We start from the raw sequence: 19,275 nt of genomic DNA, 5'->3' as shown, positions 1-19,275 counted from the left end.
TCAGGAAGTGGATTGATGACGATCACCACCAAGACAGTCGAGCCGGGCATCGTCTCGGTAACCGTCAACTACCCGCCGGTCAATGCCATCCCCTCGGCCGGTTGGTTCGAACTGGCCGACGCCGTCACGGCAGCCGGCCGCGACAAGAGCACCCACGTGGTGATCCTGCGAGCCGAGGGCCGTGGCTTCAATGCCGGTGTGGACATCAAGGAGATGCAGAACACCGAAGGTTTCACCGCGCTCATCGACGCAAACCGCGGCTGCTTCGCGGCGTTCAAAGCCGTCTACGAGTGCGAGGTGCCGGTGGTCGCGGCGGTCAACGGCTTCTGCGTCGGCGGTGGCATCGGCCTGGTCGGCAACTCGGATGTGATCGTCGCCTCCGACGACGCCAAGTTCGGCCTGCCCGAGGTCGAACGCGGCGCGCTCGGTGCGGCCACGCACCTGTCCCGCCTGGTGCCCCAGCACATGATGCGGCGGCTGTTCTTCACGGCCGCGACCGTCGGCGCCGAGACCCTGCACCAGTTCGGTTCCGTCCACGAGGTGGTGCCGCGCGACGAGTTGGACGAGGCCGCCCTGCGGGTCGCCCGCGACATCGCCGCCAAGGACACCCGCGTGATCCGCGCGGCCAAGGAAGCGCTCAACCTCATCGACGTCCAGAAGGTCAACTCCAGTTACCGCATGGAGCAGGGCTTCACGTTCGAGCTGAACCTGTCCGGTGTCTCCGACGAGCACCGCGACGCGTTCGCCGGCACCTCCAAGGGGAAAGAATGACTGACAAGCGAACAACTCTCGACGAGGCCGTCGCCTCCATCGAAAGCGGTATGACCATCGGCATCGGTGGCTGGGGCTCGCGGCGCAAGCCGATGGCGTTCGTGCGCGCGTTGCTGCGCACCGATGTCACCGACCTCACCGTGGTCACCTACGGCGGCCCGGACCTGGGCCTGCTGTGCTCGGCGGGCAAGGTCAAGCGGGTCTACTACGGCTTCGTGTCTCTGGACTCGCCGCCGTTCTACGACCCGTGGTTCGCCAAAGCCCGCACGTCGGGTTCGATCGAGGCCCGCGAGATGGACGAGGGCATGCTGCGTTGCGGCCTGCAGGCGGCGGCGCAACGGTTACCGTTCCTGCCGATCCGCGCCGGCCTCGGCAGCGACGTCCGCGCGTTCTGGGGTGACGAGCTCAAGACCGTCAAGTCGCCGTATCAGACCGACGGGGCGTACGAGGAATTGATCGCGATGCCCGCGCTGAACCTCGACGCAGCCTTCGTGCACATGAATCTCGGTGACACTCAGGGCAATGCGGCATACACCGGCATCGACCCGTACTTCGATGACTTGTTCCTGATGTCCGCGCAACGCCGTTTTCTGTCGGTCGAGCGCGTCGTGCCGACCGAGGAACTGGTGAAAGCCGTTCCGCCGCAGGCACTGTTGATCAACCGCATGATGGTCGACACCGTCGTGGAGGCCCCGAACGGTGCCCACTTCACCACTGCGGAGCCGGATTACCGCCGCGACGAGAAGTTCCAGCGCCACTATGCCGAGGCCGCGGAGTCCGACGAGACGTGGGCCGAGTTCGTCAAGACGTATCTGTCGGGCAACGAGCTCGATTATCAGGCTGCCGTGCGGAAGTTTGCAGAGGAGAACAAATGATCGCCGTGACCCGCGCCGACGTGTGCGCCGTCGCCTGCGCCGAGCTGTTCCGCGACGCCGGCGAGATCATGGTCAGCCCGATGACCACGATCGTGTCGGTCGGTGCCCGGCTGGCCCGGTTGACCTTCTCCCCCGACATCCTGCTGACCGACGGCGAGGCCCGGCTGATCGCCGACACCCCAGCCATCGGTGCGGCGGCCGCGATCGAGGGCTGGATGCCGTTCGGCCGGGTGTTCGAGACGCTGGCGTGGGGCAGGCGCCATGTGGTGATGGGCGCCAACCAGATCGACCGCTACGGCAATCAGAACCTCTCGGCGTTCGGGCCGCTGCAGCACCCGACCCGGCAGATGTTCGGCGTCCGCGGCGCACCGGGCAACACCATCAACCATGCCACCAGCTATTGGGTGGGCAACCACTCGAAGCGCGTGTTCGGCGAATCGGTCGACGTGGTGTCCGGAATCGGTTGGGACAAGGTCGATGCCGACAATCCCGCGTACCGGTTCGTCAACGTCTACCGCGTGGTGACCAATCTGGGCGTGTTCGACTTCAACGGACCCGATCACCAGATGCGCGCGGTGTCGCTGCACCCGGGTGTCGAGGCCCAGCAGGTCGCCGACAACACGGGCTTCGAGGTGCACGGCCTCGACTCCGCCGAGACCACGCGGCTGCCCTCGGCCGACGAACTCACGCTGCTGCGCGAGACCATCGACCCGAAGTCGCTGCGGGACAAGGAAGTCAAGGTCTGACCGATGAGCAAGCTCACGACTCCGCTGACCGAACTGGTCGGCATCGAGCATCCCGTCGTGCAGACCGGGATGGGCTGGGTGGCCGGTGCGCGCCTGGTCGCGGCGACCTCCAACGCGGGCGGTCTGGGCATCCTCGCGTCGGCGACCATGACGCTGGACGAACTGCAGACCGCCGTCACCAAGGTCAAAGCCGCCACCGACAAACCCTTCGGCATCAATATCCGTGCCGACGCCGGCGACGCCAACGAGCGCGTCGACCTCCTGATCCGCGAAGGAGTCAAAGTCGCCTCCTTCGCCCTGGCTCCCAAGCCCGACCTGATCGCCAAGCTCAAAGATGCGGGCGTGGTAGTCATCCCCTCCGTCGGCCTGGCCAAGCATGCCAAGAAGGTGGCCGGGTGGGGCGCCGACGCGGTGATCGTGCAGGGCGGCGAGGGCGGCGGCCACACCGGCCCGATCGCCACCACCCTGCTGCTGCCGTCGGTGCTCGACGCGGTCGCCGACACCGGCATGCCGGTGATCGCCGCGGGCGGCTTCTTCGACGGGCGGGGCCTGGCCGCGGCGCTGTCGTACGGCGCGGCGGGTGTCGCGATGGGCACCCGCTTCCTGCTCACGTCGGACTCCACTGTGCCCGACGCGGTCAAGCAGCGGTACCTGCAGGCGGCGCTGGACGGCACCGTGGTGTCGACGCGCGTCGACGGCATGCCGCACCGCGTGCTACGCACAGGCTTGGTGGAGAAGCTCGAAAGCGGATCCCCGGTGCGGGGTTTCGCCGCGGCTGTGAGCAACGCGCAGAAATTCAAGAAGCTGTCCGGTATGACCTGGAAGTCGATGCTCAAGGACGGACTGGCCATGCGGCACGGCAAGGATCTCACCTGGTCGCAGGTCGTGATGGCGGCCAACACCCCGATGCTGCTCAAGGCAGGACTTGTCGAGGGCAACACCGAGGCCGGTGTGCTGGCCTCCGGTCAGGTCGCGGGCATCATCGAGGATCTGCCGTCGTGTGCCGAACTGGTCCCGTCGATCGTTGCTGACGCCGTCAAGCACCTGCAGTCGGCAACCAGCTACATCCGGTAGCCTGCCGCGCGCGTGTCACTGGACGCCCTTGCCGTCCCACCGCCTGACGCCGGGCAGGACCACGCCGAGCAGATCCAGGGCGCGGCCCACGGTCTGGTCGACGATGTCGTCGACGGTCTGCGGCAGTGCGTAGAACGCGGGAACCGGCGGCATGACGATCGCGCCGTTGCGCGTCGCCTGTGCCATCAGCTCGATGTGCCCGGCGTGCAGCGGCGTCTCGCGCAGCAGGAGCACTACGCGGCGGCGCTCCTTGAGGCACACATCGGCCGCGCGCACGACGAGAGACTCGTTGTAGGAGTGGGCGATACCGCTGAGCGTCTTGACCGAGCACGGCGCGATCAACATGCCCGCGGTGACGAACGAGCCCGACGACACTGGTGCCCCGATGTCACGTGGACTGTGCACCTGATCGGCCAGATCGCGCACGTACTCGTCGGTGTACTTGGTCTCGTAGGCGATGGTTCGGTGTGCCGAGGCCGTCACGATGGCATGGGTTTCGACGTCGGGAACATCACGCAGCAGCTCCAGCGCCCGGATGCCGTAACTGGCACCCGACGCGCCGGTGATCGCCACGATCAGTCGCTTCACTGGCTCCCCACTCTGACGGCCGCTGCGGCGATCGTAGCCAGCGCCGCGTCCTCGTCGGCCGCAAATGGCCGGTCCGACAGTGCCCGTACGACGAGCGTGAGCGCAGCGGCGACCGCCCTGACGGGATCGTTTCCCGGCTCGGCGGCGGGAACCAACGCATCCAGTTCGTCGAGCTCGATCAGCTCGGCGCGGATCTCCAGCCCCTTGAGCTCGTCGCGCAGCTCGGCGGTCGCGGGGCTCGGGGCGGGCGACGGACCGGATTTGAGCCGTCGTCGCACGCCGCGCAGGGGCCGCACGATCTCGGCGTGCCACTGCGCGACACGTTCGGTCGCGGCCGCAAGCGTGGCCGGGGTCAGCCGGCCGGTGGTGCCGACACGAGCCGCGAACAGCAGCAGGTTCACGTCGAGGCCGAACCGGTCCTGCAGCAGCACGCACGCCTGCGCGACCCCGTCGGCCCCGTGCACCCGCAGGGCAAAATCTGGTAACCGCACGGTGACCAATTGTGCTGTTCGGTAGCCCTGCCTGCCTAGTCGTAGTACATAGTTAGCAATGCCCTTCGACGACTTCCGTTCTTTCCTGGCCGCGCTGCGAAACCAAGGGCAGCTCATCGACGTCGACCGGCCGGTGGCGCTGGAACTGGAGGTTGCCAAGGCCATGCGCAAGAGTGCCGCGACCGGTGGGCCCGCCATCGTGTTCAACGACAATGGCACGCCGTTCCCACTTGTCGGCGGCATCTACAACTCCCGCGCCAAAGCGCTGCTGGCGTACGGGTGTACCGAAGACAACGCGTTCGACGACATCGTGAAGCGCCTGAAGACGCGGATTCCCCCGGTGTCCGTCGACGACGGTCCTGTGCACGAGAACGTGATCCTCGGCGACGACATCGACCTCTCGATGCTGCCGGTGCCGAAGTACAGCCCGGACGACGGCGGCCGCTACATCACGCCCGGTTTCGTCGTGAGCCACGATCCCGAAACGGGTGTCCCCGACATCGGGCATTACCGCTGCGAGATCATCGACAACAAGACCATGACGCTCATGGCCATCCCGAACCACCGCTTCGCCAAGAACCAGGCCAAGGCACGGCGGATGGGTCACAAGACCTTTCGCGCGTCGCTCGTGATCGGTGTCGACCCGATGATCGCCTATTCGTGCCCCGTTCAGGTGCCCGAGGACACCAACGACTGGGAAGTCGTCGGTGGCATGCGCGGCGCCGCCGTCGAACTGGTGAAGTGCCGCACCAACGACGTTTCGGTGCCCGCGCACGCCGAGTTCGTCATCGAATTCGAAGTCGACTTCACGCAGACCGTCACCGAGGGTCCACTGGGCGAGTACACGGGCTACTACACGCCGGCGTCACCGAAGCCGGTGGTCCGGCCGACAGCGGTCACGCACCGCAACGGGGCCTACTTCCAGGCCCTCTTGACCGGCCGTCCCACCACGGAAAACCATATCCTCAAACAACTCTCGTTCGAGGCGTCGTTCTTCGACATGATGCGCCAGCAGTTCCCGACGATCGAGAAGGTGGCGATCCCGGCGTCGGGGGGCGTCTATTTCCGCGTGGTCATCGCGATGCGGCCGCGCTTCGCAGGCGAGGCTCGCAGCGTGATCCTGGCCGCGATGGGCAGCAACCTGCGGCCCAAGCAGGTTGTCGTGGTCGACCCCGACATCGATGTGCACGACTCGGAGCAGGTCGAGTGGGCCATGGCGTTCCGCACCCAACCGGCGCGCGACGTGATCATCGTGGACAGCCTGCCCGGAGGACCGCTTGATCCGACGGCCGACGAGTCGCTGCCCAGGATCAACGCACCGGATCGGCGATCGGCACCGACGCGACGTATCCCTACGGCACCGTGATCAAGAAAGTCGGCGACGTGTGTGGGCCCGCGCTCGAAGAACATGGCGGCAGGGTCGTCGAGGTGGCAGACATTCCCGGCTGGCGCGAGTACGAATTTCCAGAACTGGAAGGCACGGCCCATGGCTGACATCAACCACGAGATCAAGATTGCGGCACCACCAGAACGGGTCTACGCCGCGTTGACCACGCTGGACGGTGTCCGGTCCTGGCACACGCCGCTCGCCGAGGGCACGGGCGCCGTCGGCAGCACGTGGGCGTTCACATTCACCGGCCGCGCCGAATTTGACTGGGAGATCGCAGCGTCGGAGCCCAACACATTCGTCGCGTGGAAGTGCACGCAAGGGCCCGGTGACTCCGTGGGCACCACGGCGACGTTCGTTCTCACTCCCACCGAGGACGGCCGCACCCTGGTCGAGCTGACGCACGCCGGATGGCCGGGTACGCACGGCAATTTCGTCAAATGCAACACCATCTGGGGCGCATTGCTGCACCACCTCCAGCAGTACGTCGAAACCGGCGCCCCGTCAACCACTTTCAACTGAACAGGACGCGACATGCCGCAGCAGAGCCTGACCGAGTTCGTCGAGGAGATGGAGAAGGCGGGCCTGCTGGTCCGTATCACCGAAGAGAAACGCGTCGACGAACTGCCCGCGGTGATGGAGGCCAACCCGCTCACGGCGGTGCTGGTGGAGAACGTCAAGGACTGCGAATTCCAGTTCCTCGCCAACGCCTACTCCAACCAGGATCAGTACGCGTGGGGTCTTGGCTGCGACAAGAGCCAGAGCGGCTTCGTCATGAGCGAACTCGCCAAGGGCCGGGTCAAACCTGAGATCGTCGACACCGCGCCGTGCAAGGACGTGATCCTGACCGGCGACGACGTCGACCTCACACTGCTGCCGCTGTTTTTGCACCACGACCGCGACGGGCACGCCTACACCAACGACAACCTCGTGGTCAGCCGGCACCCGGACACGGGCGTGCATGACTGGGGCATCTACCGCAGCATGTTCCGGTCGCGCAACGAGAAGATGTTCGACATGACGTGCACGTCACACCGGGCACGTATCAATGCCATTGCCGCGCAGGAGAAAGGCCAGAACCTTGAGGTCGCGATCGTCCTCGGCGGGCCGATCCTCGACAAGGTGGCGTCGCTGACGGGTGTGCCGGCCGACACCGACGATTTCGAAGTGCTCGGCAGTTTCTACGGGCACCCGGCGCGGTTGGTTCGCTGCGAGACGATCGACGTGCTGGTGCCCGCCAACGCCGAGATCGTGCTGGAGTGCGAGCTCATGGCGTCCGAGGGGCTGACCCACGACGAAGGGCCGTACGGCGAGTTCAGCGGCATGTACGGCGGAGGCATCAAGCACAACTACCGCGCCGTGGTGAAGGCCATGACCTACCGCAGAGGCGGAATCTTTCAGCACGCCACGATCGGCGGCGCACACCCTTGGTACACCGACAACATGCTGCAGCTGCCCGCGGTGGAGGCCGACATCTTCGGTGCGCTGAAGTTCGCGGGAATCAACGTCAAAGAGGTCCGCTGCCCGCTCGGCGGCCTGTCGAACATCGCCTACGCCAAGATCAAGCCCAACGGCGGCGGGGATGCCAAGCAGGCCCTCGGCATCATGCTGACCTGTTCCAAGCTGGCCCTGCCGAAGATCGCGATGGTGTTCGACGAGGACATCGACATCTGGGACGACAACGCCGTGCAACTGGCGATGGCGTTCCGGTACATGCCCCACCTGGACACCGTGATGCTGCACGGCAACACCATGACCGTCGACCCGAAGATCGGGTCCGACGTCGCGCCCGGCACGGCGTCCAAGATCGGCTTCGACTGCACCATCCCGATGGGGCCGCAGTTCACCCGCGCGAGCTTCGACCGCAGCTCGGTGTTCATGCTGGCGGACCCGCCCGCCGACGTGACGGAGCTTGCGGAGGACGAACTGACCTCCGCAATGGCCGATCTCATCCGCGAAAAACCGCGGGCGTGGAAGGAGATCCTGGAGCACTTCAACGGCCAGCCGTACCGCACTGTCTACCGCGCGTTCAGCAACCTGCGGCCGCAACTGGGCCGGTGCGACGACGCACCGTGGTACCGCTACACGTTCTCCGACGGGGACTTCGCCGTGGCGCAGCCCGAGACCGTGGTGCACAACTACGACCCGAGGCATCGCCCCTGACCCGCGAGCAGACGCGGCGGTACCCCGTAACCGTGTTACTCGGGTACTTCCGCGTCTGCTCGCGAGTGGAAATGAGCCCCGAGGGAACTCAGCGCACGACTTCACGGTGACCGGCGTCGATGCGGCGGGTCCAGCCGCGAGCGTCGAGATGCTCCAGCAGTGGGATCGCGACACGGCGCGTGGTGCCGAGCGCCTGCCGGGCCTGGCTCGTGGTGAAAGGCTGCTCCAGCCGTGCCAGTTCGCGCATCGCGAGTGCGGGAGCGTTCGGCAGCAGCACCACGCCGTCGCGCAGCCGCAGCAGCCGGCCGGCCCGTTCGGCCGCGGCGAGCTCACGCACGCCGAGCCGCAGAGCCGTCAGATCGTCGGCTTCCGGTGCGTGGAAGGGATTGTCCCGCAGCCGGTCCGCGAGCGCTGCCACCGCCTGCTCGGCCGGGCCGAGTTCGCCGGCGACACCGGGCAACCGCACCAGGCCACCGGCCTGCTCGAGTCCCGCTGCGCGGGCGACCTCGTCGAGCAGCGCCGGGTCGGGCAGTGCGAGCAGGTCGCGGGCGGCACCGTGAGAGAGCCCGGCGGCCAGCGGATCTCGATCGTGCAGTTCCTGCACCGCGGCCCGCAGCCGTTGCTGCCACGCCTCGAAGGTCGGCGCGTGCACCCACCAGCCGTCGAGCACGCGCACCTCGACGGGCGCGGCATCGACTTGAAATCCCAACCGGCGCAAATGGTCTTCGGTGACCGCACCCCGCCTGGCCACCTCGACGAGCACGTCGCCGCGGGCGTCCAGACCGGACAGCGCAACTGCCCGGCGCGCACTGTCGCCGCGGCGCCGCAGTGCGGGCGGATCGGCGTCGAGGATCTGCACACCGCCGAGCACCCGCCGACTGCCGGGATGCCGCAGCACCAGGCGGTCACCGAGGACGAGGGGCAGGCGGCGGTCCAGCACCAGCCGGGCGTGGTCGTCGCCGAAGGGCCGCACGCGGGCGGGTACCGCCGCGGTGCCGACGTGCACGGTCAATTGTTCTGGCACGTAGGGAAATACCGCACCGCTGACCCGCAGCACGTCTATGGTGCGGGTGGTCTCCCACGCGCCGGGCGTGAGCAGCGCGTCGCCGCGTCGCACGTGATCGGCTGAAATCCCACGCAGATTGAGCGCGGCGCGCGTCACTGGCCCGAGCGTGGCACACGGCACGCCGCGCGATTCCAGACCACGGACGACAACCTCGCGTCCGCGCGGACTGAGTTCGAGCCGGTCACCGTCGGCCAGTGTGCCGGCCGCCAGGGTGCCGGTGACGACGGTTCCGGCGCCCGTGATCGTGAAGGACCGATCCACCCACAGCCGCACCCGCGTAGTGACCGACGGCGCCGCCACGCCTGCCAGCACAGCGTCGAGTGTGGCGCGCAGATCGGTCAGGCCGGTGCCCTCGACAGCCGACACCGCGACGGCCGGGGCGTCGTGCAGTCCGGTCTCGGCCAATTCGGCGCGGGCCTGTGCGATCACATCGTCGACGCGGTCGGGCGCCCGGTCGATGCGGCTGACCACCAGCAGGCCGTGCCGAATACCGAGCGCCGCGATGGCGTCGCGGTGGTCGCTCGACTGCGCCTGCCACCCTTCGTCGGCCGCGACCACGAAACACACCACCGGTGCGGGCCCGAGCCCGGCCAGCATGTTGCCCAGAAACCGTTCGTGGCCGGGCACATCGACGAATGCGACCTCCTGTCCCGACGGCAGCGTGGTCCACGCGAAGCCGAGGTCGATCGTCAGGCCGCGGCGGCGCTCTTCGGCCCACCGGTCGGGCTCGATACCCGTGAGCGCGCGCACGAGAGTGCTCTTGCCGTGGTCGACGTGACCCGCGGTGGCAATGACGTGCGGCACCGTCAACCGTCCAGTGCGGTCCGGACGGCGGCGAGCAGACGCTCGTCGTCGGCCTCGGGTATGCAACGCAGGTCGAGCAGGCAGGCACCGTCGTGCACGCGGGGCAGCACCGCAGGGTCGCCTGCGCGCAGCCGGGCCGCGACGGCCTCGGGCAGCCGGACTGCCCAGCCCGGCAACGGGACGCCGGGCGCACCACCCCCGCCGACGCGGCCGTCGTGCGGCACCACGGCAGCACCCACGGCGTCGGCGATGCGTTCGGCCCGGGCGCGCAGCACGTCTGGGTCGGCATGCAGCGCCTGGATCACCGGGGCGGGCCCGCCGCACACCGTCGCCTCGAGCGCGGCGAGGGTGAGCTTGTCGGCGCGCACGGCGCGCGCGAGCGGGTGCCTGGCGAGGCGGGCCACGATCTCGGCGCGGCCGAGCACGATGCCGGCCTGCGGGCCGCCGAGCAGCTTGTCCCCGCTCCCGGTGATCACGTCCGCGCCCTGGGAGAGCGCCGTAGCGGCATCGGGTTCGTCGGGCAGCAGCGGATCCGGTTCGAGCAGGCCGCTGCCCAGATCGACGACGAGGGGAATCCCGTTGTCACTCAGCATTTTCCTGAGTTCGGGCAGCGCGACCCCGGACGTGAACCCGGTGACCCGGAAATTGCTCGGATGGACTTTGAGCACGCATCCGGTGTCGGGGCCGAGCGCGTCGGCGTAGTCCGTCAGGTGCGTGCGGTTGGTGGTGCCGACCTCACGCAGCCTGGCCCCGGTCGACGCAATGAGGTCGGGCAGACGGAAGCCTGCGCCGATCTCGATCAGCTCACCACGGCTCACCACGACCTCGCGACCCGCGGCGAGTGCGGTGGTGGCCAGCACAAGCGCGGCAGCCCCGTTGTTGACCACGAGCGCGTCCTCGGCCGCGGGGCACGCCGCGAGCAGCGCTTGGCGTGCTGCCACCCCGCGCTTGGATCGGGTGCCGGTGCCGAGATCCAGCTCGACGTCGACATATCCACTGGCCGAGACCAACGCATCCACCGCCACGGGAGACAGCGGCGCCCGGCCCAGATTGGTGTGCACTACGACACCGGTGGCGTTGAGCACAGGCCGCAGTGACACCGGTGCCCGCGCGGCCAGTGCGGTCACCACGGCCGTCGCGACGTCGTCCGGGGCCAGCTCGCCGCGGCGGGCCTGCTCCTGGGCCTCGAGGACCACGGTGCGAATCATCGGCTCGCCGAGCCGGTTTCGGGCCTCGAGCACCTCGGGCAACGCCAGCAGCTGATCGGTGCGCGGAATGTGCCGACGCGGGTCGAGCTGGGTCACGTGCCCTCCTCTGACGCCGACAGCAACGACTGGCGGAGGCGGACGGGAATCGAACCCGCCAGGCCGAGCTACTCGGCCTCACCGGTTTTGAAGACCGGGGGGACCACCAGGAACCCAAACGCCTCCGCCGCTAAACCTAGCCAATGCCCCGGGCGGCTACATTGACGCCATGGAAACCGTTCGCCTCACCGGCTACGCCCACGGCGGCGGGTGCGCCTGCAAGATCCCGCCGGGCGAGTTGGAGGACGCGGTCCGCGGGCTGGTCGGACAGTCCGGTGACCACGTCCTCGTCGGCCTCGACGACGGCGACGACGCGGCCGCGGTGCTGGTCCGCGACGACCTCGCGGTGCTCTCGACCGCCGACTTCTTCACGCCCGTGGTCGACGACGCCTACGACTGGGGCCGCATCGCCGCGGCCAACGCGCTGTCCGACGTGTATGCGATGGGCGGGCGTCCTGTCGTCGCGATCAACCTGGTGGGCTGGCCGCGCGAAACCCTGCCGATGGAGTTGATGACCGAGGTGCTGCGCGGCGGCCTCGCGGTCGCCGCCCAGGCCGGCTGCCCGGTGATCGGCGGGCATTCCATCGATGATCCGGAGCCCAAATACGGCATGGCGGTGACGGGCGTTGCCGCCCCTGATCGGTTGCTGCGCAACGACGCCGCCGAGGCTGGGCTGCCCCTCACCTTGACCAAGCCGATCGGCGTCGGCCTGCTGAACAACCGGCACAAGCAGACCGGCGAGGTGTTCGCCGAGGCGCTCGCGACCATGACGGCGCTCAACCGTGACGCGTCCGAGGCCGCTTTGGCGGCGGGCGCCCGGGCGGCCACCGATGTCACGGGCTTCGGCCTGCTGGGGCACCTGCACAAGATGTGCCGGGCCTCCGGCGTCGGCGCGGTGATCGACCGAGGCGCGGTGCCCGTCGTCGACGGTGCGCTCGACGCGCTGCGCGACGGCTTCGTGTCCGGCGGCACGCGCCGCAATCTCGACTGGGTGCGGCCGCACCTGCGTCCCGGCGCCGACGTCTCCGAAGACGACCTGCTGCTGCTCGCCGACGCCCAGACCTCGGGCGGGCTGCTCGTGGTCGGCGAGGTGCCCGGTTATCCCGTCATCGGGCACACCGTGACGGGGTCGGGCATCGAGGTTCGCTAGGCGGACGCGAAACTCGGTCAGGCCGTCGTGATCGAATCGTCGGTGATGCCCGCTGCGCGCCGGGCGGCAAGCCTGCGCTTCTGCGGCTCGATCGTGTAGCGCGGATCCTTCGCGGAATGGATGCCCGCCTCGAACACACCGAACCGGGTCAGTGCCGAAGCCGCCAACAGAGCCAGCCCCGACGCCGCCGCGACGAGCCGGTTGCGCCCACCGAGGACCGCGCCGAGCCCGCCGGCGACCGCGAGCCGCTCGGACCATCGCAGCATCTGCCCGGCCGTGCCGTGGTGCAGCGGCTCGGCCGCCACGGGATCCATGCGGCGCTCCATGAGTTTCATGGCCGTGATGTCCCCGATCACGCCGAGTGCTGCGAGGGTGCGCACCGGGCCGGTCTCGGCCACCGGCGTGGTCACCATCGCGAGCCCGGCCGACGCGAGGCTCGCCGAGCTGACGAACACGAACGGCAGATCTCGGTGCGCGGCGTTCCACGTCGGGGTCGCGGTGTCGGACAACAGCACCGCGGTGTAGACGGCCAGCGGCGCGGCGAACACCCCGGCCTCGAGCCCGGCCGGCCCTTCGACAGCGCGCAGCACCCCGCGCAACGGCCCCAGCGGCAGCCGCTCCCCCGTCATCCGGTCGACCTCGGCGACCGCGGCGACTCCCATACCGCCGCTGAACGCCGACAGGATCCACGACCCCACGCTCATCGGCGAGGTGATCTTGAAGGTGCGCAGCATGTTGTAGAAGCGGTCCGGTCTGCCGAGGTCCGCGACCAGCGCCACGCCGCCGAGGCCGACCGCGGTCAGCGCACCGAGCCGGGCATTGCGCCGCAGCTTGGCCCGCCCGGTCAGCTGCGCACCGAGCCCGATCAGGCCCGATCCACCTGCGACCCCGCCCAGGAACAGATACGCCGCGACCTCGTGGCCCCATGGTGGCGGTTTGACGACCGGCCTGCCGTAGTACGACGTGAACTCGGCCTCGGGCACCATCGGCATCTCGCGCGCGCCGTCGCCGCCACCGCGTAAACCGCGGCGGCGCTTGACCCCGCCGCGCCGGCGGCGGGCCGGCTCGGGCGGGCGATAGCTGTCGAATTCGCTCACGAGCGACCCCGGAGGAACGAAAATGCGGCGGCCGCAACCATTCCCAGCGCCGCGACACCGGCCCGCTTGTACATCGTCATCAGATCGGCCGTGCACACTCGAGGATCGGGTGGCAGACCGTACACCTCGGGCTCGTCGAGCAACAGGAACACCGAGCCTGTGCCACCGACACCGTCGAGCTCGTTGGCGCCGTACAGCCGGGCCTCGGTCAGGCCCTGCGCGTGCAGTTGCGCGACACGGTCCCTGGCCTCGGCGACCAGATCGTCGTGGTCACCGAACTTGATCGACGTGGTCGGGCAGGTCTTCGCACACGCGGGCGTCTCGTCCTCGACGAGGCGGTCGTAGCACAGCGTGCACTTCTGCGCGATGCCGCGTTTGGGCACCTCGGGCTGCTCGCCTTTGCGTTCGCCGGACCGCGTGGTCGGCGCGGCCGTGCCGTCGCTGCGCCGCTCGACCACCCCGAACGGGCAACCCGCCACGCATGTCCCGCAGCCGTTGCACACGTCGGCCTGCACCACCACGGTGCCGAACTCGGTGCGGAACATCGCGCCTGTCGGGCACACGTCGAGGCAGCCGGCATGGGTGCAGTGCTTGCACACGTCCGAGGCCATGAGCCAACGGAACTCGGGGGTGTCGGGCGGCGTGATGTCCGGTTCGGGCGCGCCGACGGCAGGCATCCCGAGCCCCACCAGCGCGCGGCCGGACTCACGGGCCTCCTCGATGCGGTCGCGGTTCTGTTCGACGAACGCGACGTGCCGCCACGTGCTGGCGCCGAGCGCCCCGGTGTTGTCGTAGGACGATCCGAGCAGCTCGAGGTCGCCGTCGCGCGGATTGCGGTTCCACTCCTTGCACGCGACCTCACACGCCTTGCAGCCGATGCAGATCGATGTGTCGGTGAAGAATCCCTTGCGCTCGGCAACGTGTTCGGCCCAGTGCGCGTCGGCGGCCGGGTCGCTCGGTCCCGCGAACTGGCCCATCAGCGTTCCCTCCCGGACGTCACCACCGTGACCATCCTTCCTTCTCTGGGTCATCTTGTTCGGGCGGCGGGTCGACGATCTCGCGCGCCGGGTCGGTGATCCGGACGTTGTCGGTCTCGGTGGTCACCCCGGCACGGGACTGGTACTCCTCGATCAACCGCAGCAGCGCGGGGCCCTGCGGCCGCCGGCCGGGCCGGATGTCGCATGACCCGGCCTTGGACTCCTGGATCTGCACGTTCGGGTCGAGTGCGAGGCCGAGCAGGTCGTTGGCCGCGTCGCCGCTGACGACCGCATCGCCGCCGACACCCCAGTGATACGGCAACCCGATCTGGTGCACGGTGTGCCCGCCGATGGTCAGCGGGGTCATCCGCTCGGTCACCAGCACGCGGGCCTCGATCGCGGCGCGCGGCGACACGATCGTGGCCCAGCCGTAGGGTTCCAGGCCGCGTTCGGCGGCCAGCTCGGGCGATACCTCGCAGAACATCTCGGGCTGCAGCTCGGAAAGATAAGGCAGCCAACGGCTCATGCCACCTGCCGTGTGGTGTTCGGTGAGCCGGTACGTCGTAAAGACATACGGGTAGACGTCCACCCCTGCGTCACCCGCGCTGGGAGCGCTCAGATTGTCCTTGCGCGGGAAGATGATCCGCGACGGGCTCTGCTGCTGTGGGTACAGCGCATTGGCGACCGGCGACTCCTGCGGTTCATAGTGCGTCGGGAGTGGCCCGTCGAGCATGCCGCGCGGCGCGAACAGCCACCCTTTGCCGTCGGGTTGCATGACGAACGGGTCGTCACCCGCCAACGCAGCAGGCCCGCCGAGCGCCGGGTCCGGCCGGCTGTGCGGGGCCAGATCCACGGGGAAGTCCGGCACGTCGTCGCCGACCCAGCGGGACTGCTGGTCATCCCACCAGACGTATTTCTTGCGGTCGCTCCACGGCTTCCCGTCCGGGTCGGCCGACGCGCGGTTGTAGAGCATGCGCCGGTCGGCGGGCCAGGCCCAACCCCACTCCGACTGGCTGGGGCCATGGCCGCCGCGAGGCACCCGGCGCGCCGCCTGGTTGACGCCCTCGGCGTAGACGCCGGTGTAGATCCAGCAGCCCGCAGCGGTGGACCCGTCGGCGCGCAGTTCGTTGTACGACGACAACGGCTTGCCCGCGTCGGGTCCGGTCAACTGACACCCGTTGATCTCGGCGAGCACCGACTCGGGCAACGGTTCGCCGTGCTCGTCGGTCGGATAGTCCCACGTGAGGTCGAGCAGCGGGCGGTCCCGCTCGTCGGTCGACCCTGCGAGCTTGGCGCGGATCCGTTGACCAAGCTTGAAGAAGAAGTCCAGTTCGCTCTGGCACTGCCCGGGCGGCGCGAGTGCCTGATGGCGCCACTGCACAAGCCGCTGGGTCTGCGTGAACGATCCGGCCTTCTCGACGTGGGTGGCCGCGGGCAGGAAGAACACCTCGGTCTCGATGTCCTCGGTGCGCAGCTCACCCGACGCGATTTCGGGTGAGTCCTTCCAGAACGTCGCCGATTCGATGAGGTTGAGATCGCGCACCACAAGCCACTTCAGGTGCGCCATGCCCAGGCGCTGCATCCGGCCGTGCGCCGAGCCGACCGCCGGGTTCTGGCCGAGCAGGAAGTACCCCTCGACCTCGTCGTCGAGCATCGACATCACGGTCTGATACGTGCCGTGCGGCCCAGTCAGCCGGGGCAGATAGTCGTAGGCCCAGTTGTTGTCCTCGCGCGCAGCGTCGCCCCACCACGCCTTGAGCAGGCTCACCGTGTAGGCGTCGGCATTGGCCCAGAAGCCTTTTTGCTTTTTCGATCCGATCGCGTCGACGTATGCATCGAAGGTGTCGTGGTTGCCGGCCTTGGGCATCGGCAGATAACCCGGGAGCAGGTTGAACAGGGTCGGGATGTCGGTCGAGCCCTGGATGCTGGCGTGCCCGCGCAGCGCCATGATGCCGCTGCCCGGACGACCGACGTTGCCCAGCAGCAGCTGCAAAATGGTTGCGGTGCGGATGAACTGGGCACCGAGGGTGTGTTGGGTCCAACCGACCGCGTACGCGAAGCACGTGGTGCGCTCGCGCCCCGAGTTCTGCGTAATGGTGCGGGCCAGGTATTCGAAGTCGCTGATGCTGATGCCGCACACGTCGCGCACCATCTCAGCCGTGTAGCGCGCGTAGTGCCGCTTGACGATCTGGAAAACCGTCCGCGGATGTTGCAGGGTGTCGTCGCGCAGCACCCCGGCGTGTTCGAGAGCCGGTCCGCCGCTTCCGTACTGGTCACCGGTGGCACTGTCCGAGGCGCTCAGACCCGACGTCTCCCGGCCGGGCGACCCGATCCCGCCACCGTCGGCATCGGCGTACGACCATGTGGTCGGGTCGTACTGGCCCGTCTCGGGATCGAAGCCAGAGAACAGGCCACCGAGATCCTCGGTGTCGCGGTAGTTCTCGTTGATCAGCGTGGCCGCGTTGGTGTAAGCGAGCACGTACTCCTTGAACCACAGGTCGTTGGTCAGGACGTGGTTGATCAGCGCGCCGAGCAACACGACGTCCGAGCCGGCCCGGATCGGGACGTGCTTGTCAGCGACCGCCGAGGTGCGGGTGAACCGCGGGTCGACGTGGATAACCGTCGCGCCGCGGGCCTTGGCCTCGGTCACCCACTGGAAGCCCACGGGGTGGCACTCGGCCATGTTGGAGCCCTGGATGACTATGCAGTCCGCATTGGCCATGTCTTGCAGGGGTTGCGTCGCGCCACCGCGACCGAAGGAGGCTCCCAGACCGGGAACCGTGGCGGAGTGTCAAATACGCGCCTGGTTCTCGATCTGGATGGCGCCCGCAGCGGTAAAGAGTTTCTTGATCAGGTAGTTCTCTTCGTTGTCCAGCGTGGCGCCACCAAGCGATGCGATGCCCATGGTCCGGCGCAGCGGCCGGCCCTGCTCGTCGCGTTCCTGCCAGGTGTAGCGGCGCGATTTGATGAACCGGTCGGCCACCATGTCGATCGCGGTGTCGAGGTCGAGCTTCTGCCACTCGGTGGCCCGGGGCGCACGGTAGAGCACCTCGGTCTGCCGGCCGGGCGAGTTCACCAACTGCTCGCTCGCCGAGCCCTTGGGGCACAACCGGCCGCGCGAGATCGGCGAATCGGGATCGCCCTCGATCTGCACGACCCTCTCGTCCTTGACGTAAACCCGCTGCCCGCAACCCACCGCGCAGTACGGGCACACGCTCTGCACCACACGGTCGGCGGTCGCGGTGCGCGGCTCGACGGCACGCGTGCGCGCCGAGGTCACCGCGGGCCCACGGCCCAACAGGTCACCGGAGCGGAATTGCCGCAGCACAGGCCACTCCAGAAAGAACTTCGGTCCCGCCATGCCTCGAGGCTAGTACGTGTGGGCATGGTGGGGCGCGACTTCAGCGCAGCAGCGTCGCCCCGAAGTAGTGGCACAGCAGCAAGGCCACCTCGACATCGAGCCGATCGTCGGTGATCGGCCTGCCCCGTCGTTCGACGGCGCGGCTGACGCGGTACTTCACCGAATTGGTGTGCAGGTGAAGTTCTTCTGCCGCGGCCTTGTAGCTCGATCCCGACCTCAGGAAGGCACGCAGGGTTTCGCGGAGCCGCTCGTCGTTCTCAGTCGCCGCGGCGAGCGGGCCGAGCACGTCACCCACCCACTGCGCAGCAGATTCCAGGTCGGTGCCGAGCAGCGCGGCCACCGAGACCCCGCTGTCGCTCGCCGCGGTGAACCTGCACAGCGCGGGCCCCGCCGCGATGGCCACGGACCGGGCCTCCTGGGCCTGGCGGTGTGAATGCCGGAAACCGTCGACGCCGGGCAACGGGTTGCCCACCGCGAGCAGCGGTCCGTCTGCGGCTGCCCGCAAGCGGTTCACCACGTCGTCGGAGGCCTCACCCGGCACCGGGATCCACACCCACGCCGTGACCCGGTCGACCGAGATGAACAACGGGCTTTCCTGCGCCCCGATGCATTTCGCGAATCTGGTGAAGAACCGCTCCATCGACGACAGCTCGTCGCCATCGTCTGATCCCTCACACCAAGCAACCGCGGCCAGATGAATTCGCCTCAGCGGGTAGCGGATTGCCATCGCGGCGGCGTCTACGTCGACATCCTCGCCCGACACCAGCAACTCCCTGACCCGCGATGCCCGCACGCTGTTGCGAGACTCGACCCAGCGATCACGTTCGTCCTGATACTCCTCGACCACACGCAGCGAGATCTGGTCGATGTAGTCGAACGACACCGATTCCATGAGCTCATAGACCGCGAGCCCCAGCGTCGGGTCGAGGCCTGCCTCACGGATCTCGTCGAGGATGAACCGCAACGCGGCACGGTGCCCCAGCCGGTACGCCCGGGTCAACGCATTGGCCGACACGTCGCGCTGCGCCAGCCGCCGCGAATACTCCAGCGCCGCGGCGGGCGGTTCGACGTTCTGGACCGATATGCCGTGCCTGATCGCCGCGAAGAACGTCTCGACATTGGTCTCGACGGTGTCGCGCAGCAACTGCTGCAGCTCGTCCTCGTCGCGCAGTTCCGATATTGCAGCAACCACAGATTGCTGAACGGTCCTGGTGATGACCGGCAGTTTGTCGACCAGTCGGGCGGTCACGGCCACGGCGGCTTCCGCGACCCGCGCCTCGTCCACGACGCCGCTTCCCGCCATGGGAAAACCGTAGTTGTCCCCCTGGGCCGAAGTGGCCGGGTTGGGAATTTGTCCTCCGGGGACAGAGGCGGGCCGCCATTTGAGCCGCTGAGGACGTCGTGACGGCCACCACATCTCC

At 68.4% G+C, this 19,275-nt stretch carries 17 protein-coding genes and 1 tRNA gene; 9 read left to right on the top strand and 9 right to left on the bottom strand.

What is annotated here, in order from left to right; translation table 11 throughout:
• Positions 1 to 15: 15 nt before the first annotated feature.
• Genes echA20 through ipdC form a run of 4 tightly spaced genes read left to right on the top strand, consistent with a single transcriptional unit; the run spans position 16 to position 3,466 of the window.
• The gene (gene echA20 / locus G6N67_RS17075; protein WP_036430113.1) at positions 16 to 771 is read left to right on the top strand and encodes a (7aS)-7a-methyl-1,5-dioxo-2,3,5,6,7,7a-hexahydro-1H-indene-carboxyl-CoA hydrolase; all 756 of its coding nucleotides are present in this window, start codon (positions 16 to 18) and stop codon (positions 769 to 771) included.
• Positions 768 to 1,646, top strand: a complete 879-nt coding sequence (gene ipdA / locus G6N67_RS17070; RefSeq protein WP_036430115.1) for a cholesterol ring-cleaving hydrolase subunit IpdA — start codon at positions 768 to 770, stop codon at positions 1,644 to 1,646. The genes echA20 and ipdA overlap by 4 nt, the downstream gene beginning before the upstream one ends.
• The gene (ipdB, locus tag G6N67_RS17065; protein WP_036430116.1) at positions 1,643 to 2,392 is read left to right on the top strand and encodes a cholesterol ring-cleaving hydrolase subunit IpdB; all 750 of its coding nucleotides are present in this window, start codon (positions 1,643 to 1,645) and stop codon (positions 2,390 to 2,392) included. The genes ipdA and ipdB overlap by 4 nt, the downstream gene beginning before the upstream one ends.
• A 3-nt stretch (positions 2,393 to 2,395) precedes the next feature.
• On the top strand, positions 2,396 to 3,466 hold the full coding sequence (ipdC, locus tag G6N67_RS17060) for a (3aS,4S,5R,7aS)-5-hydroxy-7a-methyl-1-oxo-octahydro-1H-indene-4-carboxyl-CoA dehydrogenase (protein ID WP_036430118.1): 1,071 nt from the start codon (positions 2,396 to 2,398) through the stop codon (positions 3,464 to 3,466).
• A gap of 15 nt (positions 3,467 to 3,481) precedes the next feature.
• On the opposite strand, the gene G6N67_RS17055 is transcribed toward ipdC, so the two are convergent.
• A complete protein-coding gene (locus G6N67_RS17055; RefSeq protein WP_036430120.1) occupies positions 3,482 to 4,054 on the bottom strand; it encodes a UbiX family flavin prenyltransferase in 573 nt (190 codons plus the stop codon).
• Positions 4,051 to 4,545 (bottom strand): TIGR02444 family protein, encoded by a 495-nt coding sequence (locus G6N67_RS17050; protein WP_163642220.1) that lies wholly within the window; start codon positions 4,543 to 4,545, stop codon positions 4,051 to 4,053. Before G6N67_RS17050 ends, G6N67_RS17055 begins: the two co-directional genes overlap by 4 nt.
• 58 nt (positions 4,546 to 4,603) lie before the next feature.
• Between G6N67_RS17050 and G6N67_RS17045 the strand changes: the two genes are divergently transcribed.
• Genes G6N67_RS17045 through G6N67_RS17035 form a run of 4 tightly spaced genes read left to right on the top strand, consistent with a single transcriptional unit; the run spans position 4,604 to position 8,095 of the window.
• Positions 4,604 to 5,911 (top strand): UbiD family decarboxylase, encoded by a 1,308-nt coding sequence (locus G6N67_RS17045; RefSeq protein WP_036430122.1) that lies wholly within the window; start codon positions 4,604 to 4,606, stop codon positions 5,909 to 5,911.
• Positions 5,908 to 6,039, top strand: a complete 132-nt coding sequence (locus G6N67_RS39525) for a hypothetical protein (RefSeq protein WP_268951281.1) — start codon at positions 5,908 to 5,910, stop codon at positions 6,037 to 6,039. Before G6N67_RS17045 ends, G6N67_RS39525 begins: the two co-directional genes overlap by 4 nt.
• Entirely contained in the window at positions 6,032 to 6,454 is a 423-nt protein-coding gene (locus G6N67_RS17040; protein ID WP_036430124.1) for an SRPBCC family protein, read from the top strand. Before G6N67_RS39525 ends, G6N67_RS17040 begins: the two co-directional genes overlap by 8 nt.
• Before the next feature lie 12 nt (positions 6,455 to 6,466).
• On the top strand, positions 6,467 to 8,095 hold the full coding sequence (locus tag G6N67_RS17035; protein WP_036430126.1) for a UbiD family decarboxylase: 1,629 nt from the start codon (positions 6,467 to 6,469) through the stop codon (positions 8,093 to 8,095).
• Positions 8,096 to 8,183: 88 nt separating this feature from the next.
• Here the strand turns inward: G6N67_RS17035 and selB are convergent, their stop codons facing one another.
• From selB to G6N67_RS17020, 3 genes are all read right to left on the bottom strand, one after another.
• Positions 8,184 to 9,965, bottom strand: coding sequence for a selenocysteine-specific translation elongation factor (selB, locus tag G6N67_RS17030; RefSeq protein ID WP_036430128.1), 1,782 nt, complete (start codon positions 9,963 to 9,965; stop codon positions 8,184 to 8,186).
• Between the two features lie 2 nt (positions 9,966 to 9,967).
• Positions 9,968 to 11,269 (bottom strand): L-seryl-tRNA(Sec) selenium transferase, encoded by a 1,302-nt coding sequence (selA, locus tag G6N67_RS17025; protein WP_036430130.1) that lies wholly within the window; start codon positions 11,267 to 11,269, stop codon positions 9,968 to 9,970.
• Between the two features lie 30 nt (positions 11,270 to 11,299).
• Positions 11,300 to 11,395, bottom strand: a tRNA-Sec gene (locus tag G6N67_RS17020).
• Positions 11,396 to 11,438: 43 nt separating this feature from the next.
• Between G6N67_RS17020 and selD the strand changes: the two genes are divergently transcribed.
• The gene (gene selD, locus G6N67_RS17015; protein WP_036430132.1) at positions 11,439 to 12,419 is read left to right on the top strand and encodes a selenide, water dikinase SelD; all 981 of its coding nucleotides are present in this window, start codon (positions 11,439 to 11,441) and stop codon (positions 12,417 to 12,419) included.
• 17 nt (positions 12,420 to 12,436) lie between these two features.
• Here the strand turns inward: selD and nrfD are convergent, their stop codons facing one another.
• From nrfD to G6N67_RS16990, 4 genes are read right to left on the bottom strand one after another with little or no spacing between them, the layout of a single operon-like run.
• On the bottom strand, positions 12,437 to 13,516 hold the full coding sequence (gene nrfD / locus G6N67_RS17010) for an NrfD/PsrC family molybdoenzyme membrane anchor subunit (RefSeq protein ID WP_036430135.1): 1,080 nt from the start codon (positions 13,514 to 13,516) through the stop codon (positions 12,437 to 12,439).
• Complete coding sequence (locus G6N67_RS17005) at positions 13,513 to 14,493, bottom strand: 4Fe-4S dicluster domain-containing protein (protein ID WP_036430137.1); 981 nt, start codon at positions 14,491 to 14,493, stop codon at positions 13,513 to 13,515. The genes nrfD and G6N67_RS17005 overlap by 4 nt, the downstream gene beginning before the upstream one ends.
• 19 nt (positions 14,494 to 14,512) lie before the next feature.
• Complete coding sequence (fdh, locus tag G6N67_RS17000) at positions 14,513 to 17,854, bottom strand: formate dehydrogenase (RefSeq protein ID WP_165572149.1); 3,342 nt, start codon at positions 17,852 to 17,854, stop codon at positions 14,513 to 14,515.
• A 40-nt stretch (positions 17,855 to 17,894) separates the two neighbouring features.
• Positions 17,895 to 19,157 (bottom strand): PucR family transcriptional regulator, encoded by a 1,263-nt coding sequence (locus G6N67_RS16990; RefSeq protein WP_051578533.1) that lies wholly within the window; start codon positions 19,155 to 19,157, stop codon positions 17,895 to 17,897.
• Positions 19,158 to 19,275: the final 118 nt, after the last annotated feature.

The organism is Mycolicibacterium mageritense (assembly GCF_010727475.1).
In the GTDB taxonomy this organism is placed as follows: Bacteria; Actinomycetota; Actinomycetes; order Mycobacteriales; family Mycobacteriaceae; genus Mycobacterium; species Mycobacterium mageritense.
The sequence above is the reverse complement of the archived record's forward strand: the minus strand, read 5'-3'. Positions and strand labels throughout refer to the sequence as shown.